General features: G+C 66.3%; 19 protein-coding genes. 5 read left to right on the forward strand and 14 right to left on the reverse strand.

What is annotated here, in order from left to right; translation table 11 throughout:
* Positions 1-5: 5 nt before the first annotated feature.
* Positions 6-644 carry an MBL fold metallo-hydrolase gene (locus A5775_RS14485; protein WP_067253296.1) on the reverse strand — a complete coding sequence of 213 codons (639 nt, stop codon included), beginning with the start codon at positions 642-644 and terminating at the stop codon, positions 6-8.
* On the opposite strand from A5775_RS14485, the gene A5775_RS14490 reads away from it, so the two are divergent.
* The 3 genes from A5775_RS14490 (at position 621) to purQ (ending at position 2,327) form a co-directional block, all read left to right on the forward strand.
* Complete coding sequence (locus A5775_RS14490; RefSeq protein WP_197512577.1) at positions 621-1,355, forward strand: ATPase; 735 nt, start codon at positions 621-623, stop codon at positions 1,353-1,355. The two genes, A5775_RS14485 and A5775_RS14490, sit on opposite strands and share 24 nt — an antisense overlap.
* 61 nt (positions 1,356-1,416) lie before the next feature.
* Complete coding sequence (purS, locus tag A5775_RS14495; protein WP_067253298.1) at positions 1,417-1,656, forward strand: phosphoribosylformylglycinamidine synthase subunit PurS; 240 nt, start codon at positions 1,417-1,419, stop codon at positions 1,654-1,656.
* Positions 1,653-2,327: a phosphoribosylformylglycinamidine synthase subunit PurQ gene (gene purQ / locus A5775_RS14500; RefSeq protein ID WP_067253300.1), complete on the forward strand. Its 675-nt coding sequence runs from the start codon at positions 1,653-1,655 to the stop codon at positions 2,325-2,327. Before purS ends, purQ begins: the two co-directional genes overlap by 4 nt.
* Here purQ and A5775_RS14505 read toward each other — a convergent pair.
* Both A5775_RS14505 and A5775_RS14510 read right to left on the reverse strand, forming a co-directional pair.
* Entirely contained in the window at positions 2,294-3,709 is a 1,416-nt protein-coding gene (locus A5775_RS14505; RefSeq protein ID WP_197512585.1) for a wax ester/triacylglycerol synthase family O-acyltransferase, read from the reverse strand. The two genes, purQ and A5775_RS14505, sit on opposite strands and share 34 nt — an antisense overlap.
* An 82-nt stretch (positions 3,710-3,791) precedes the next feature.
* Positions 3,792-4,607, reverse strand: coding sequence for a lysophospholipid acyltransferase family protein (locus tag A5775_RS14510; RefSeq protein WP_082953019.1), 816 nt, complete (start codon positions 4,605-4,607; stop codon positions 3,792-3,794).
* A 147-nt stretch (positions 4,608-4,754) separates the two neighbouring features.
* Between A5775_RS14510 and A5775_RS14515 the strand changes: the two genes are divergently transcribed.
* Positions 4,755-5,840, forward strand: a complete 1,086-nt coding sequence (locus tag A5775_RS14515) for an NAD(P)-dependent oxidoreductase (protein WP_067253307.1) — start codon at positions 4,755-4,757, stop codon at positions 5,838-5,840.
* A 4-nt stretch (positions 5,841-5,844) separates the two neighbouring features.
* Here A5775_RS14515 and A5775_RS14520 read toward each other — a convergent pair whose 3' ends face one another.
* The 11 genes from A5775_RS14520 to A5775_RS14570 all read right to left on the reverse strand — a co-directional run bounded on the left by A5775_RS14520 (position 5,845) and on the right by A5775_RS14570 (position 14,543).
* A complete protein-coding gene (locus A5775_RS14520) occupies positions 5,845-6,321 on the reverse strand; it encodes a YbjN domain-containing protein (RefSeq protein WP_067253309.1) in 477 nt (158 codons plus the stop codon).
* Positions 6,322-6,415: 94 nt separating this feature from the next.
* Complete coding sequence (locus A5775_RS14525) at positions 6,416-6,892, reverse strand: cupin domain-containing protein (RefSeq protein ID WP_067253312.1); 477 nt, start codon at positions 6,890-6,892, stop codon at positions 6,416-6,418.
* Positions 6,893-6,895: 3 nt separating this feature from the next.
* A complete protein-coding gene (locus A5775_RS14530) occupies positions 6,896-8,353 on the reverse strand; it encodes an NAD(P)/FAD-dependent oxidoreductase (protein ID WP_067253314.1) in 1,458 nt (485 codons plus the stop codon).
* On the reverse strand, positions 8,340-9,047 hold the full coding sequence (locus A5775_RS14535; protein ID WP_067253315.1) for a haloacid dehalogenase type II: 708 nt from the start codon (positions 9,045-9,047) through the stop codon (positions 8,340-8,342). Before A5775_RS14535 ends, A5775_RS14530 begins: the two co-directional genes overlap by 14 nt.
* 1 nt (position 9,048) lies before the next feature.
* The gene (locus A5775_RS14540) at positions 9,049-9,612 is read right to left on the reverse strand and encodes a TMEM175 family protein (protein WP_082953020.1); all 564 of its coding nucleotides are present in this window, start codon (positions 9,610-9,612) and stop codon (positions 9,049-9,051) included.
* Positions 9,613-9,651: 39 nt separating this feature from the next.
* Positions 9,652-10,077: a VOC family protein gene (locus A5775_RS14545; RefSeq protein ID WP_067253317.1), complete on the reverse strand. Its 426-nt coding sequence runs from the start codon at positions 10,075-10,077 to the stop codon at positions 9,652-9,654.
* Positions 10,078-10,079: 2 nt separating this feature from the next.
* Positions 10,080-10,961, reverse strand: a complete 882-nt coding sequence (locus tag A5775_RS14550; RefSeq protein ID WP_067253321.1) for a DUF427 domain-containing protein — start codon at positions 10,959-10,961, stop codon at positions 10,080-10,082.
* 56 nt (positions 10,962-11,017) lie between these two features.
* Positions 11,018-12,064, reverse strand: a complete 1,047-nt coding sequence (locus A5775_RS14555) for a zinc-binding dehydrogenase (protein ID WP_067253322.1) — start codon at positions 12,062-12,064, stop codon at positions 11,018-11,020.
* Between the two features lie 79 nt (positions 12,065-12,143).
* Positions 12,144-12,857 (reverse strand): TetR/AcrR family transcriptional regulator, encoded by a 714-nt coding sequence (locus A5775_RS14560; protein ID WP_231995187.1) that lies wholly within the window; start codon positions 12,855-12,857, stop codon positions 12,144-12,146.
* 23 nt (positions 12,858-12,880) lie between these two features.
* Complete coding sequence (locus tag A5775_RS14565) at positions 12,881-13,576, reverse strand: TetR/AcrR family transcriptional regulator (protein ID WP_067253325.1); 696 nt, start codon at positions 13,574-13,576, stop codon at positions 12,881-12,883.
* A gap of 97 nt (positions 13,577-13,673) precedes the next feature.
* Entirely contained in the window at positions 13,674-14,543 is an 870-nt protein-coding gene (locus tag A5775_RS14570; protein WP_067253326.1) for an alpha/beta fold hydrolase, read from the reverse strand.
* 233 nt (positions 14,544-14,776) lie between these two features.
* Between A5775_RS14570 and A5775_RS14575 the strand changes: the two genes are divergently transcribed.
* Complete coding sequence (locus A5775_RS14575) at positions 14,777-16,489, forward strand: MOSC domain-containing protein (RefSeq protein ID WP_067253327.1); 1,713 nt, start codon at positions 14,777-14,779, stop codon at positions 16,487-16,489.
* Positions 16,490-16,495 lie beyond the last annotated feature (6 nt).

A 16,495-nucleotide genomic window follows, 5' to 3' on the forward strand; every position in this document is an offset into this window, starting at 1 on the left:
CCCCGCTAGAAGGTGACGGCGTCCTCTTCGGGCAGCACCTGGAAGTCGGTGCTGGTCATCTCGGTGAGCCGGCCGTAGTAGATGCCGCGCGCATCGGGGGCGATGATGCCCTGGTGAATGGGGACGGCACGCGCGGGTGCCACCGCGCGCAGGTAATCGACCGCTTCCGAAACCTTCATCCACGGGGCCGCCGCCGGGGTGGCCAAAACGTCCACCGGCTCGTCGGGCACAAAGAGCGCGTCACCCGGGTGCATCAACCGGGCACGATGCCCGGCATCGCCCACCAGAAACGAAAGGTTCTCGATCACAGGGATTTCCGGGTGGATGACCGCGTGCTTTCCGCCCAACGCTCGCACGGTTAGTTCGCCGATCTGCAGTTCGTCGCCGACGTGGACCTCGCGGCACGGCGCGCCCAGTTGCGCCGTTGTCTGCGGGTCGGCGTACAGCGCGGCGTCCGGGTTACCCTCTAGCAGTGCTGGCAGCCGTTTGCCGTCGACGTGGTCGGGGTGCTGATGAGTGATCAAGATGGCGGTTAAGCCGGTGATGCCCTCGAAACCATGGGCGAACGTACCGGGATCAAACAGCACGCGTGTCTGGTCGAACTCGGCGAGTAGGCACGAATGACCGAAATGCGTCAATTGCATATCTACGATTGTGCCTTGATGGACAAGCTGCCGCTGCGGATGATCCTGGCCACGATGCTGGTCGCTGGCAGCCTCGCGGTTGCCCTGATCGTCGTCATCCCTGCGCACGGCGAGCCCGAGACTTGCCCCGGCATGTGCGACCGGATCCCGAACACCGCGTGGATCGATCCGCATGCCGTGCCCCTGGACGCGGTGTATCACTGGCCCGCCCTCGCCGGTCAGGCGGTGCAAACGACCGGTTCGGCGCCCGGCCCCCGTTTTCGGTTCGAGGAGCTGTGCGACACACCGGCGACGGCCCGCGACCCGCGCGACTCGGCGGTCTCGGCCCGCTCGACGGTTCAGCATCCCGACGGCCAGTGGCAGCTGCAGGCCCAAATCCTGCATTGGCGCGGTGACACGGCCCAGGGCGGCGCGATCGCCGCAGCGGCGTTCCGCAGCGCCGTCACCGCGCTGCGCAGGTGTCAGCAGCGCGCGCCACTGCAGTCGCCGTCGCTGACCAGCGATGACACCAACCGCATGGCCGCCGTGATCAGTGGGCCGGTGGTGATGCACACCTACCTTTTCGCCCACCCCGCCAGCAGCACGATCAGCGAGGTCACGCTCTGGTCCTCGGCGCCGCCGCAGGCGCCCTGGCCCGCGCTCGCGGACGATCCGGTGCTCAACGCGATGGGCGCGCCCCTGTGCGAGGCCTACATCGCCTCGTGCCCGTGATCCCGAGCTGCGCTTTCGCCGGTAGAGTTGGCGCCGAAACGCCAACTGAGGAGGAGCGCCGGTGGCCCGGGTGATCGTGAGCGTGATGCCCAAAGCGGAAATTCTGGACCCGCAGGGTCAGGCGATTGTCGGCGCGCTAGGCCGCCTCGGCCATCCGGGGATATCAGATGTCCGGCAGGGCAAGAGATTTGAGCTGGAAGTGGACGACAGCGTGGACGACTCGGCGCTGGCCGAGATCGCGGAATCGCTGTTGGCCAACACCGTGATCGAAGACTGGACGATCAGCCGGGATACGCCGTGACCGCACGAATCGGCATCATCACCTTCCCCGGGACGCTCGACGACGTGGACGCCGCGCGGGCGGCGCGGCTTGTCGGTGCGGAGCCGGTCAACCTGTGGCACGCCGACGCCGATCTGAAAAGCGTCGACGCCGTGGTGGTGCCCGGCGGCTTCTCCTACGGCGACTACCTGCGTGCCGGAGCGATCGCCAGGTTCGCCCCGGTGATGGCCGAAGTGGTGGACGCGGCGCGGCGCGGCATGCCGGTATTGGGAATTTGCAACGGTTTTCAAGTGCTCTGCGAGGCGGGATTGCTGCCCGGGGCGCTGACCCGCAACGTGGGTTTGCACTTCATCTGCCGCGACGTGTGGCTGCGGGTGGCGTCGACGTCGACGGCGTGGACGTCGCGTTTCGAACCCGACGCTGATCTGCTGGTGCCGCTGAAGTCCGGTGAGGGCCGTTACGTGGCTCCCACCGAGGTGCTCGAGGAGCTCGAGGGCGAGGGGCGGGTGGTGTTCCGGTACCGCGAGAACGCCAACGGTTCGCAGCATGACATCGCCGGCGTCAGCTCCGCCAACGGCCGTGTGGTGGGGCTGATGCCGCATCCCGAGCACGCCATCGAGGCGCTGACCGGGCCGTCCGACGACGGCCTGGGCCTGTTCTATTCGGTGCTGGACGGGGTGCTCGCCGGCTGATCGGAAACGCCTGCGGCATCGCGTAATTCATCGAACGCCGCGCTGATGGCGTCCGTCGCTTCGTGCGGGTCGTCGAACGTCTGGTCGTCGGTCAGCACGGCGACACCGAGCCGGTCGACGTAACTCCACACGGTGATGTTGACCGGGGCGCCGGGCGAGAGCACGCCCGTGGAATAGATCTCGCTGACGGCCGCGCCGCCGAAGTGTCCGCGTTCGCGCGGTCCGGCCACGCTGGACACGGCGACGTTCATCAGCTTGTTCGGCATGTCGCGCAGACCCAGCCACCGAAATGCGGCCGGGGCGACGGCGGTCGGCAGGTAGGCCATCATTTTCCCGTACAGCTGCGGTCCGAGGATCTCGTGGTCTTCCTTGGCGATTCGGGTGGCCATCGAGATCAGCCGGGCCCGTTCGATCGGGTTGTCGACATGCACCGGCAGCGAGATCATCAGGCCGCTGATCTCGTTGCCGGTGATCCGGTCCGACTTGTCGGTGGCCGTCGGCACCGAGGCGATGATCGGGCGGTCGGCCGCGCCGTCGTAGGCCAGCAACAGCGTCCGCAGCCCGCCCGCCGCCGTCGCCAGCACCAGATCGGTCATGGTGATGCCCAACGCTTTTGCCGTCGCCTTGGCCTGCGGCAGGGGCAACGACGTGCTGGCGAACCGGCGCCGGGGTGAGACGACATGGTTGAGGAAGGTTGGTGGCGCGTCGAACGCGCCGGCCAGGTCGGGGTGATCTCCGCGCTTGCGGGAGCGTCGGCGCACCCGCGCCAGCCCGACGGCGGCGTCTTTGAGCAGCCCCGGCAGTCGCGCGAGTTGCCGGACGTGGTCGCGCGCGGCCGCCCGCAGCAGGTCGCCGTCAGAGGTGGTGACGCCGGCCTCGTCGTTGTCGCGCTCGTCGGTGTGCCCGTCCCGCAGATCCATCGCGCGCGCCAGCAGGTTGACCGAGGCGACACCGTCGGCCAACGCGTGGTGAACCTTGCCGATCACGGCGAACCGACCGTCGGCCAGTCCCTCGGCGAAATGAAACTCCCACAACGGGCGGCTGCGGTCCAGGGGAGTGGACGCCACCTCGCCGATGACCCGATCGAGCTCCCGCCGTCCGCCCGGCGCGGGCACCCGGACGCGGCGGAGGTGGTAGTCCAGATCGACCGCGCAGTTTTCCTGCCACATCGGGTGATGCAGATGCCATGGAATGTCAACGAGCTTGTAGCGCAACGGTTCCAGCAGATGAAGCCGCCGGCGCATGTGGTGGCGGAAGGCGTCGAACCCGAACTCGCCGTCGACGCCGGCCGGGTCGATGACCGCGACCTTCAACGTGTGCGTGTGCAGGTTGGGCGTCTCGCTGTAGAGCAGCATGGCGTCCATGCCGTTGAGTCTTTTCACACGTCACCTCGCCCTGCCGACGCGCCCAGGCCAACAACTATGCCGCAGGGCCGCCGGGAGCCGGCGCGGATTGGCGGCATCCTCAGCCCAGGATCGGAAACCGGCGCTGCCCGGCCAACCGCTGGAGCGCGGCCTCCATGACGGCGCGGACGTGGGCGTCGACCTCGTCGATGTCGGGATCGTCGCCGAAGCGGGCGGTGACGTCGATCGGCTCCAGCACCTCGGTCACGATCTTTGCCGGCAGGGGCAGGTTGGGCGGGAAGATCACGCTCAGCCCGAACGGGAACCCGACGCTGATCGGCAGGATGTCCATCCGGGCCTTGGTTAGCCCCAGCTTGCGCGCCAGCCAGTTGCCCCGGGTCAAGAACAGCTGGGTCTCCTGGGCGCCGATCGACACGGTCGGCACGATCGGCACGCCGGCTTCGATCGCGGTCCGCACGTAGCCGGTGCGGCCGTTGAAGTCGATGGTGTTGGCGCTGAAGGTCGGCCGGTACGAGTCGTAGTCGCCGCCGGGAAACACCAGCACCACCGCGCCGGAATGCAGGGCGGCGGCGGCGTTTTCGCGGCTGGCCTCGATCACCCCGAGGCGGCGCAGCCAGCCGTCCAACGGCCCCATGAACAGCCCGTAGTGGGCCAACGTGTAGACGGGGCGGTCGTAGCCGAACTTTTCGTAGAAGGCCGGGGAAAAGATCAACACGTCCGGTGTCAGCATGCCGCCGGAGTGGTTGGAGACCACCAGCGCCCCGCCGGACGATGGGACGTTGTCGATGTTTCGCACCTCGGCCCGGTAGTACCGTTTGACGGCCGGCCCGAGCGCGTGAGCGACCTGCTCGGTGAAGGCCGGATCCCATTTGGCGGTCTCGGGATTGTCCACCGCGTCCGCGCCGCTGCCCTTCATGGCTCCCCGCTGTCGTGATCGTGCCATTTGCTATTGGTTGCCGTTGTGACGCCGGTCTCAAACCTCAGGCCATGGGTGACATATGTTACTCTCCGTTTAAGAGAATGCCATATTCGTTTGCTGAGGGCAAACGCAAAGCGGGGGATCATGTCCGAGAAGGTTCTTGTCACGGGGGGTTTCGGGCTCGTCGGCTCACAAACCGTGCGCCGGTTGGTCGCCGACGGCCACCGGGTGGTCGCGACGGATCTGGGCACACCCACCCAGCGCAAAGCCGCGAGGACGCTGCCGGCCGGTGTCGAGGCGCACTGGGCCGATCTGACCGAGCCGGGCGACGTTGACCGCCTGCTCGCAGCAACCTCGCCCACGGCCATCGTCCACCTGGCCGCGGTGATCCCGCCGATGATCTACCGCAGCCGCGCCCTCGGGCGCCGCGTCAACGTCGATGCGACCCTCACGCTGCTGCGCGCCGCGCAGGCCCGGCCGCACCCGGTACGGTTCGTTCAGGCGTCGAGCAATGCCGTGTACGGAGCGCGCAACCCGCACCGCAGCGCCGAGCTGTTGCGCGCCGATTCCCCGATGAACCCGGCTGATCTCTACGGCGCGCACAAAGCCGAGGCGGAACAGCGCATCCGATCCTCGGACCTCGAGTGGGTGATCTTGCGGCTGGGCGGCGTGATAAGCGTCGAACCGGACGCCATGCCGTTCAGCGTTGATGCACTGTTCTTCGAAAGCGCTCTGCCGACCGACGGCCGCATCCACACCGTCGATGTGCGCGATGTCGCCCGCGCGTTCGCCGCGGCGACCACGGCCGACGTCGCCGGTGAGACCCTGCTGATCGCCGGCGATGAGTCGCACCGGATTCGGCAGGGCGAGGTCGGCAAGGCGCTGGCCGCCGCCCGGGGTCTCGTCGACGTCTTGCCCGGGGGACGCCCGGGTGATCCCGACAGCGACGCAAATTGGTTCGTCACCGACTGGATGGATACCACTCGCGCCCAACAGGTCCTGCGATTCCAGCACCACTCGTGGCCGGACATGCTCGACGAGATGCGCGCCACCGCGGGGTGGCGGCGCTACCCGATGCGGTTGATCTCGCCGCTGGCGCGGCGATTTCTCAAAAGCCGTGCGGCGGCCTACCGGGATACGCCCGGACGCTACGCCGAGCCGTGGGGCGCCATCCGGGCCAAGCTGGGTGAGCCGCGCCCCGACGCCCCAGGCGACACGAGCGGTATTTAGAGCCTCAGCCGGCGTGACGCAGCAACGGCCGGTCCGTGGGCGGCGCGTCTGCCACGTCTACGGCGGGGTCCAGCTCCTCGAACAGCTCGGTGGCATCCGCGATCGCCAAGTCGACGAAGGACGCGAAATCGGCGAAGGAGACTCCGCTTCGGATCCATTGCGACTTGCGGGCCACCACGCCGATGCGCTGTGGATCGGACGAGCCGTGCACGATCGCGGTGACGTGGCGGTCCTGGCGATTCCACTTGTCGGCGAAGTACGTCAGCCACGGGCGGTCGGTGGCCGGGAAGTAGCAGCCGGGAGTGACCCGGATGATCAACACGTCCTCGTGCGCGGGAGAGACTTCGAAATGAACATGCAGCCGCCGCGGAGCGCCGGTGACGAAGAAGTATTCGCCATCGTGGTGGCCGCGGAAATAGCGCCGCCCGCGGGTGCGCAAGTAACGTTCGACCAGGTTCGCGCACATCGGCTCGTTCGTCATAAGACTTATATTGACGCCAATGACTTTGCGGATGCTTGGAGCCGAGCGATGTGGCGCCCAAGAATCTGTTGAGAATTCGCTGAGTGAGCGTCAGCTAGGGCGTCTCTTGAGGCCCGTCCAGCGGATACAGCGCGGGAAGATTGATCACGATCGCTTCCTGGGTGCTGCGTGCGATCACGACCTCGGCCGTGGTGTCGGAGTCGGGGTTTTCTTCCCGGTGCGGCAGATACGGCGGGATGAAAACGTAGTCGCCGGGTTTCGTTGCGATGCGGACCTCTTGGGTGCCGTCATGAAACACGAACTCCGGGTTGCCGCTTCGGACATAGATCGCGGTCTCCGAGTCACCGTGGTGATGGTTGTCCGACGCGGATTTCGGCGACGCGTGGGTCTCGCCCATCCAGAGCTTTTCTGCACCGACCGACCGGCCGGATAGCGCGGCGAAGCGCCGCAGGCCCTCCGACTGTGCGGTGTCCGGGCTGATCTCCGACGCCTTGATGTGGCGCACCCGGTTGCGGGCGGCCGGTGGTGCCGTGTCGTCGAAGTCGGGATGGAATCCGTCGGAGGTGGCCATGGGTCAATTATGGTCCGAGCCATCGCGATACGCTTCGAGCAGTCTCAGCCACAGCTCGCTGATGGTCGGGAAGCACGGCACGGCGTGCCACAAGCGGTCGACGGTCACTTGGCCGGCGACGGCGATGGTGGCCGAGTGCAGCAGCTCGGTCACGCCGGGGCCGACCATCGTGACGCCGAGCAGGCGCCCGCTCTCTTGGTCGACGACCATTCGGGCGCGGCCGGTATAACCGTCGGCGTAGAGCTTCGCTCCCATCACCACGTCCCTGATCTCGATATCGACGGCCCGGACTCGGTATCCGGCGTCCTCGGCTTGCCGAGCTGTCAGTCCGACCGCGGCGGCCTCGGGATCGGTGAAGAAGGCTTGCGGCACCGCGCAGTGGTCGGCGGTGGTCGCGTGTGCACCCCAGGGCTCAGTGTCCAACGGGTTCCCGGCTGCACGTGCTCCGATGGCCGCACCGGCGATCCGGCCCTGATACTTGCCCTGGTGCGTGAGCAGGGCGCGGTGGTTGACGTCGCCGGCGGCGTAGAGCCAGCCGTCCTCGACGGCGCCGCGCACCAGGCAGGTGTCGTCCACCTCGAGCCAGCTGCCGGGTTCCAATCCCACTGTCTCCAAGCCGATATCGTCGGTCAGCGGCGCCCGACCGGTGGCGAACAGCACCTCATTCACCGTCAACTCGCTGCCATCGTCCAGTTCGAGGACCACGCCGGTGTCGTCCGGACGCCGCAGCGTGCGGACCGAAACACCCACCCGCACATCGACGCCGGCGTCAACGAGCCCACGGCCGATCAGCTCGCCCACGAAGGGCTCCATGCGGGGCAACAGCCCCGAGCCGCGGGACAGGAGGGTCACTTGGGATCCCAATCCCTGCCAGGCCGTGACCATTTCGACGCCCACACCGCCGGCGCCCACGACGGCCAGCCGCTCCGGGACCTCGCTGCTGTCGGTAGCTCGCCGGTTGGTCCACGGCTTGGCCTCGGCCATTCCGGGTAGATCGGGCAGCGCCGGACGGCTTCCGGTGCATACGACCACGGCATGCCGCGCGGTCAGCGCGACACGCTCGTCGTCGCCGGTGGTGATGACCACTCGGTGGGGACCATCCAACCTTCCGTGACCGCGTATCAACGTCGCACCGATTCCGCTCACCCAGTCGGCCTGGCCGCTGTCATCCCAGTCGGTGACATAGCGGTTGCGGCGGCCGAAGACGCCCTCGGCGCTGATGGAGCCGGTGACCGCTTCCCGAGCACCGTCGACGCGTCGCGCATCGGCTAGGGCAATGACGGGACGCAGCAACGCTTTACTGGGCACGCACGCCCAGTAGGAGCACTCGCCCCCGACGAGCTCGCGCTCGACGATGGCGACGTGCAGGCCCGCGGCGCGGGCGCGTTCGGCGGCGTTTTGCCCGATCGGCCCGGCGCCGAGCACGATGACGTCGAAGTCTCGGTCGCTAGCTGTTGCCACTGTTGGCGATCCCTTCGGCTTGGGTCAGGTGCTCGGCCAGCTCACGGAGGTCACCGGCGACGATATTCGGCTGCGGCAGGCCGCTCACCGGTAGCGGCGCGTTGCCGCGCCGGGTGATCAGCGCCCCGCTGAACCCGACGCTCTGCGCGCCGAGAGTGTCCCACACGTGAGCGGCGACCATCATGCACTCATCGGGAGTCACGTGGAGTTCCTCGCACACGTACCGATATACGACGGGCGACGGTTTGAAGGCGCGGCGGGCATCGACGCTCAGTTGGCGTTCGAAAAAGCCGGCCAGCCCTGAATTCTGCAGCGCCGTCGGGCCATCCGGATTCGGCGGCGAATTCGTCAGACTAACCAGCCGAAAACCGTTGTCGCGCAGGGAGGCAAGGCCCTCAGCGGCATCGGGGTGTGCCGGCATGGTGAGTAGACCGGTCGTCAGGCGGTCGAGGTGGTCATCGGTGACGTGCACGTGGTGGACGTCACCGAGCATGCGCAGGGTTCCCCGGGCAAGCACGGGGAACGGCACGTACTTGTCGGCCAGGGTGATCGTCATCGAGTACTGAATGAGCTGCCGGAACCACTCGCGCAGCACGCGTTCGTCATCGAAGAGTCCATCGAAAAGCGGGGCGAGGGACTCGATATCGATCAGCGTCTCGTTGACGTCGAAAACGAGGACAGCGGGTGTCGGCATGCTAGGTTTCGATCTTTCTGGAGTTGGGGACGTCCGGCCGCAAATACCCCGCCAGGCACAGGCAGATCAATACCATTCCGACGATCGGCCACCACAGGGCGACGACTGCCGCCGCCGCGAACACGCCGATCGTGATGAACGACCTCATACGCAAGAGTCGGCGCATCCGCTGGGTGAGGTCGTCATGGGCGGGCCGATCGACCACTTCCTGGCACAGCGCCAAGTAGGTGATGTTGACAAGCACGAACACCGAGGCATACAGAACCACCGGTGCGGCGGCCAGCCTGCTGTCGGCGATCCACTCCGTGGTGATAGGAATCAGCGATACCGAGAACAAGTGAGCAAAGTTCGACCACACCAATCGTGGCGTCGCCACTTCTGCATAGCCGAACAAGTGGTGGTGATTCACCCAAACGATCGCGATGAACACGTAGCTGACCACATAGCTCAGTCCGGTGGGCCATTCCGGCAACAAAGCGTGGAAGGTGTAGGACTGCGGTGGCTTGAGCTCTAGGACGAGGATCGTGATGAGGACCGCGAACACTCCGTCTGAGAAGGCGCCCACCCGGTCTGGACTCGTTTTCGGCGCGGTCACGACGTCTCCTCAACCCCGCTGGTGGTTTCGTTCCTGCAACACCCACGCATTCCCGTCGGGATCGCGGAAATCGGCGAAGCTCGCGTAGTCACTGCGCTCGGGATCGGTACCCGGGAGGAACCCGCCACTCCAGCCGCCGTCGGTGTCCTTGTGGCGGATCTCGCCGACGGTTACGCCGCGGCCGGTCAACACTGCGCGGCAGGCCTCGATATCCGAGACCACAAGGTAGAGACCCCGCACTGAGCCGAAGGGCGCATCGGTCAACCCGACGCCGAATTGGATTGAGGCGTCCGATCCCCCGGGCGTCAGCTGGACAACCCGGAACGCGGGTGTGGGCGCGTAATCGACATCGAGGGTGAAGCCAAGCTGGTCGCGGTAGAACCGTAGTGACCGATCGGGATCGGCGACGGGCAGGATGACGACTTCGATGGACATCCTCATGGCGTGTCCCTTGCCGGTTTCTTCCCTAGCACCTCATCGGTGTCCAGCCCGCGGTCGACACCGTGTGGGATGACGGTTTGGCCGGGTTCCAGCCGAAGTTGCTTGCCGTCGAGGCGCACATCGATTTTGTCCGGTTCGAACGACACCAGGTTGCGGACGCGTGAGACTTCGGTCCAGGGATCGACGTAAGACCACGCCGCATGCTGGTGGCCGCCGACATCGTAGTACGAGCAGATGCCCTTGTATGGACAAAACGTCTGGATGTCAACCGGTTTGAGGGCAGATGCGTCGATGTCGTCGCGCGGTACGTACCATCTGGGCGCGAAGCCGGATTCATACAGAGCCAGGGGGCGCTGCGTCTCGGCGATCACACGATCACCGTCTCGGACGACGAGATGCCTTGTCGTGGCCCGGATATCGATGCGGTGGTAGGCGTCCGCCGCGTGTCCGACGATCCGTTCCTCTTCTTCATAGAAGGCATCCATGGCGCGCCAGGCAAACGCCACCCGGCCCCCCAGGACCGTCGCATGCGCGGGCAGCGCGGTGTGTTCCCAGGCGCTGTGGCCGGCCTCGCGATCTGATGTGCTGACCGTGAACCACTGTGTGTCGCCGAGGTCGCGGTGTTGGGTCACCCGATCCTCGGCGGTCAACGTCCCCGTTTCGATATCACCCGCAGGGAAATAGGCCACCGGGTAGCGGCCCGGTTCATGCAAGAGGATCACGTCCTCGCTGTCGGCGATCCATCGGTCCGCGAAGCGCACCCGCATCCGGCGGCGCAACGGCTCAGCGTAGAGCAGCCGCGACGGCATCGGCTGTTCGGTCAGGAAGTGCCCGATTGACCCGGTCGCCAGCGGGCCTTGTTGCCATGCGAGTCCCATATGGACACCTTCCATTTCCGAATTCCTTGCGCAGAGCGGTGTTTCAAGGTTGTGCATCACTCCATCACGACGACCATCTTGCCGCCGGCTTCTCCGGCCTCCATCACCCGGTGTGCTTCATGAATCTCGTCGAAAGAAAAGACACGAGATGGTTTCGCGTCCAGCGTGCCGTCGGCGACCTGCCCGGCGATGTCCCGCAGAGGTACGTCGGACAGTGGGAAGCTCGGCGCGCCGAACACAAAGCTGCCGAAGAAGTTCCAGTTCACACCGGACGCCATGCGCAGCAGGGGGTTGAAATCCCCAAGGGGCTCCAGTCCGCCCAGCCACCCGGCCAGACAGGCCGTGCCGCCGCGGCGCAGCATGTCCAGGGAGTCGAGGATGGTGCTGTTGCCGACGAGATCGAGGACGGCGTCAATCCGGCTGGTCTCGGGGAGATGGGCTGCCAGGTCGCGCCGCTCCAGCTCGACACGCGAAGCCCCGAGTTGCTCGAGCATCAGAAAGCGCCCGGTGCTGCGCGCAGTCGCGATGACTCGTGCGCCGGCCGCGACCGCCATCTTGAGTGCGGCCTGGCCAAGGGATGAGGTGGCGCCGCGCACCACCAGCGTCTGCCCGGCTTTGAGGTCCAGATTGCGGAAGAGGCATGTCCAGGCCACGGCGTAGGTTTCCGGCAATGCCGCCAACGCGGCCCACGGCAGCTCGGACTCGATGAGGGCGACGTTTGCCGCGCGCACGCGCGTGTATTGCGCATAGCTGCCGTTGATGGTTCGACCCAGGCCACCCATGAGCGCGGCCACCTTGGCGCCGACCGGGAACTCACCGCCCGGGCATGAGTCGACGATGCCGACGCATTCGATGCCGCTCACTTCCGCGGCTTCGGCCCATTCACCTCGACGCATGTGCATCTCGGCGTGGTTGATCCCGAAACCCTTTACCGCGATGACGACTTCGCCGTCTTTCGGCAGCGGCTTGGGAATGTCCTGGTAAATGAGGCTGTCGAGCCCGCCGAAGCCCTTCAGGATGATCGCCCGCATGGTTTCCCCACCGGGCTGCTCACGTACGACAGCCGGCGCGGTCGGCAGCTGAGGTGAATCCGTGACGGACATGGACTGCCTCTTTCGACATCGTTGGCAGCGCGAAGACGCCGGGTGGCCGTCGCATAATAATGGGCCAACTGACCCATTATTATGTTCGAACGCCCCCGCCATGTCCAGGGGAAGGCGGTTGTCGGGGTTTGCCCGGGCGCCGAGACGAACGGGGCCCACCCCTGCGGGACGGAGTCAAAACCCCGAACGAGCGCACATAGTCGACGGCGGCATTGACGGCGGCCCGCAGCGGCTGCGGATCCCCGGTGGCGTACGTGAGCAGGGCGCCGCCCTGATGCGCGGCAACGAGCGAAACGGCCAGATGCCGCGGATCGGCCTCCGGGCGCAGGTCACCACGGTCCCGCATCGCCTCGAGACCAGTGCGGAACAACTCGATCCATTGGTCGTATCCCGCAGCCAGGTCCTCGTGGATCTCGTCATCGGCCTCGATCAGCTCGCCGGCCAAGGACCCGTAGACGCAGCCTCCGACCCGGTACACGGGATCGATGTCGGATACGCAGGCATCGGCCCACGCCTGCAGCGCGTCAAGGCTGTCGAGGGCGTGGAACTTCGGTTGAGTATGGAAGTCCCGCACGCCGTTTCGGCGGGCCTGCACGACGTGGCGGGTCAGGTCGCGCTTGTCGTGGAAGTAGTGCGAGATCTGGGATCCGCCGACTTTGGCGGTGCGCCGCACCTGGTCGATGCTGGTGTTGGCGACTCCACGCTCGAACATGAGCCGGGCGGCAACGTCGATGATGCGCGCGCGCGTCGCCATGCCCTTGCGGGTGAACAGCGAAGAGGGAGGTTCAGTCACGTTGCGCCTTCGATACGGACGGGTCAGCCGGCTTTCCGCCCGGGGCGGCGGCTCCGCGACCGGCGCGGTGGACGGGGTGCCCGTTCGGCGGCGTCGGTAGCGAACATGCGTAAGTAGTTCACCGCGAAGCGAATCGCATCGGCGTGCGGCCATTCCTCTTGATAGGTGAACGTCAAGATGCCACCTCCTTGATGCGCGGTGATGATCACCAACGCCAGCTGCCGTGGGTCGGCGTCCGAAACCAGCAACCCGTCATCTTTCATGCGCTGGATGGCCTCCTCCAACAGGCCGATCCACTGCGCGTAGCCGGCCGACAAGGCGTCGCGCGTAGCGCGGTCCGACTTTGCGAGCTGGCCGGCGAGCGCGTGATAAGTCGGCGTGCCGAAGTATCCGATGCGTCGCAGATAGCGCATGTTCAAGTCGATCCAGCGCTCGAAATCGTCAAACGAGCTCAGACTCCGAAGCGTGGGATGCCGGTGAAAGTCCACGACCACGTCGATTTGGCGTCGGATCACCGCCCGAATCAGCGCGCCCTTGTTGGCGAAATAGTGGGCGAGCTGCGAGCCGCTGACCGATGCGGCGCGGCGCACGTTCTCCATGTTGGACGCGGAGAGGCCTTCGGTGACTATCACCTGAGCGGCCGCCTGCACGATTCGATCTCGGGTGGCGCGCCCCTTGGCGGTCAACCGTTGTTCGTCACGAACATCGGGATGGGCCATCGCGACAGGCTAACCCGTGAGCGCAGCCATTTATGGGATCTCCAGCCCATACGACGGGATCGTCACGGTTGGGTGCCGCGCACCCCGCGGCCGGACATCACGCCGCGGGCTGCGTGGCAAGAAAGTTCCGGATCAATGGAATGACGTCGTCGAGCGCGGACTCCAACAGAAAGTGCCCGCCGTCGAGCAGATGGATCTCGGCGTCGGGCAGGTCGTCGGCGAAAGCTTCGGCTCCGGCCGGTCCGAAAATTTCGTCGCCGCGGCCCCAGACCGCCAGCAATGGCACCCGGCTGGCCCGGAAGTATTCATGCAAGCGCGGGTATAGGGGGGCGTTGGTGGCGTAATCACGAAACAGCTTGAGCTGCACCAGGTCATTGCCGGGACGGGAGAGCAGCGCGTAGTCGTGACACCAGGATTCAGGATTGACCAGGGTCTCGTCGCCGACACCGGTCACGTACTGCCACCGGGTGGCGTCCAGGGTGAGGAACTGGCGCACCGGGGCCTCGGTATCGGCGGTGGGCTCACGCTGGTAAGCCTGTACGACCTTCCAGAAGCGCTCGACAAATCCCGCGTCATAGCCGTTGCCGTTCTGGGTGATGATCGCGGTGATCGCCGAGGGGTCGCGCAGTGCCAGCCGCCAACCGATGGGCGCACCGTAGTCGTGGACGTACATGGCGTACTTGTCGACACCCAGGGTTTGCAGCAGGGCCGCCGTGAGGTCCGTCAGCGCGTCGAAGGTGTAGTCGAACTCCTCGACCGGTGGAGCGTCGGACAGCCCGAATCCGAGATGGTCCGGCGCGATGACGTGGTAACGGTCCGCCAGGGCCGGTACCAGATCGCGAAACATGTAGGAACTGGTGGGAAAGCCGTGCAACAGGAGCACCGCAGGAGCGTCCGGGTCGCCGGCTTTCCGGTAAAAGAGTCGATGGCCCTCGACCGTGGCGTATCGATGATGAACAGCCGGCATGACATTCCTCCTGAGCCAACGCGATTCACACGCGAGCGCCACGGCGGCGTCCGGCAAACGTTGACCCGATTCGCCCGATGAACCTTTTGGGTTGTGTGACCCAGTATGCACCAAACCGACGTTCTGCAACAGCCCGTGCATCCGACGTGTTGCCGTGCGGGTCGGGCTGCCATATTCTGGGCCAACCATCCCAGTTGGACGACTGGTCCCATGGCGAGCTGGTTCGAGGTGACATGGCCGGCAGGCTTGTTTCGGTAAACGTGGGCATGCCCAAGAACGTCCAGTGGCGCGACAAAACCGTCTACACCGGCGTCTGGAAGACCCCGGTCGAGGGACCGGTCATGGTGCGTCGACTCAACGTCGACGGCGACGGGCAGGGCGACCTCGCCGGCCATGGCGGGGAACAACGCGCCGTGATGGTGTACCAGAGCGAGTCCTACGACTTCTGGAAGACGTACCTAGGCCGCACCGACCTGCGGCCGGGGCACTTCGGCGAAAACTTCACTGTCACCGGGCTTGCCGACGACGACGTGTACATCGGTGACCGCTATCGCATCGGGAGCGCCGAGTTCGAGGTCACTCAGCCACGAGTCACGTGCTTTCGGGTCGGCCTTCGCCTCGACACGCCCGACATGCCCAATCTGCTTGTTTCCCAGCGCCGTCCGGGGTTCTATTTCAGGGTCATCACCGAAGGCCGGGTGCGGGCCGGGGACGGCATCGTGCGGACCCGCCGGGGCCGTCACCAGCTCAGTGTCGCCGAGGTCGACGCGTTGCTCTACCTGCCGGACCGCAACGTCGAACGCCTGCGCGAGGCCATCGACATTCCGGCGCTGAGCCCGGGCTGGCAGCAGTCTTTTCACGACATGCTGGCCGTGCACGACGGCGGACCCGCAACCGCACCCCCCAGCGGAGTCGAGCCCGGATGGAAGGGATTTCGAAGCCTACGGGTCACCGAGATCTGCCGGGAGAGCCCACAAGTGCTGTCGATTCGACTGCAGGCCGACGACGGGGATCCGCTGCCGCCGGCGCTTCCCGGTCAATACCTCACGGTGAAGATTGCCGGCGCCGGCGATCCGGCGCCGCTGCGCAGCTACTCCCTGTCGGATGATTCGTCGGCCGGCCACTACCGCATCAGTGTGAAGCGGGAGGATCACGGATTGGTGAGCCGCTGGCTGCACACCCACATCCAGCCGGGGATGGTGATAAGCGCGGCCGCCCCGCGCGGTGACTTCTATCTCACCGAGGACCGACGTCCCGTCGTGTTCTGTTCGGCCGGGATCGGGGTTACACCGGTGCTGGCGATGCTGCACGCGCTCTCGGCGGGCGGCAGCGGGCGTGACATCTGGTGGGTGCACACCGCTCGAAATCACGAAACCCAGGTATTTGCAGCCGAAGTCACAACCCTCGTCAAATCGCTGCCCCACTCGCATCAGCAGGTTTTCTACACCGAAACACAGGGCCGTCTGAACCGAGACTCCTTTGCGGCGTTGGGGCTGCCGACCGACGCCGTCGTCTACCTCTGCGGGCCAACACAATTCATGACGGACATCCGCGGATACCTGGTCGACATCGGGTTCGACCCCGCGTTGGTCCACACCGAACTGTTCGGGGCGCTACCCGCGATCAACCCCGGCGTCGTCGACACGGGGACGCACAATCCGCCCCATCCGCCCGGCGGGCTGCCGGGGACCGGGCCATCGATCACCTTCGCGCGCAGCGGGTTAACCGTCAACTGGTCGCCCGGCTACCGCAGCATCCTCGATCTCGCCGAAGCCTGCGATGTGCCGACCCGCTTCTCCTGCCGAAGCGGCGTCTGTCACCTGTGCGTCACCGGGGTCGTCGCCGGGACGACCACTTACCTTCAGCAGCCGCTGGACCCGCCGGCGGGCGAGTCGGTGCTGATCTGTTCGGCGGCTCCCGAAACCGATGTGGTGCTGGACCTTTAGCGACGG

The sequence above is a fragment of the Mycobacterium sp. 852002-10029_SCH5224772 genome, from assembly GCF_001667315.1.
Classification (GTDB): domain Bacteria; phylum Actinomycetota; class Actinomycetes; order Mycobacteriales; family Mycobacteriaceae; genus Mycobacterium.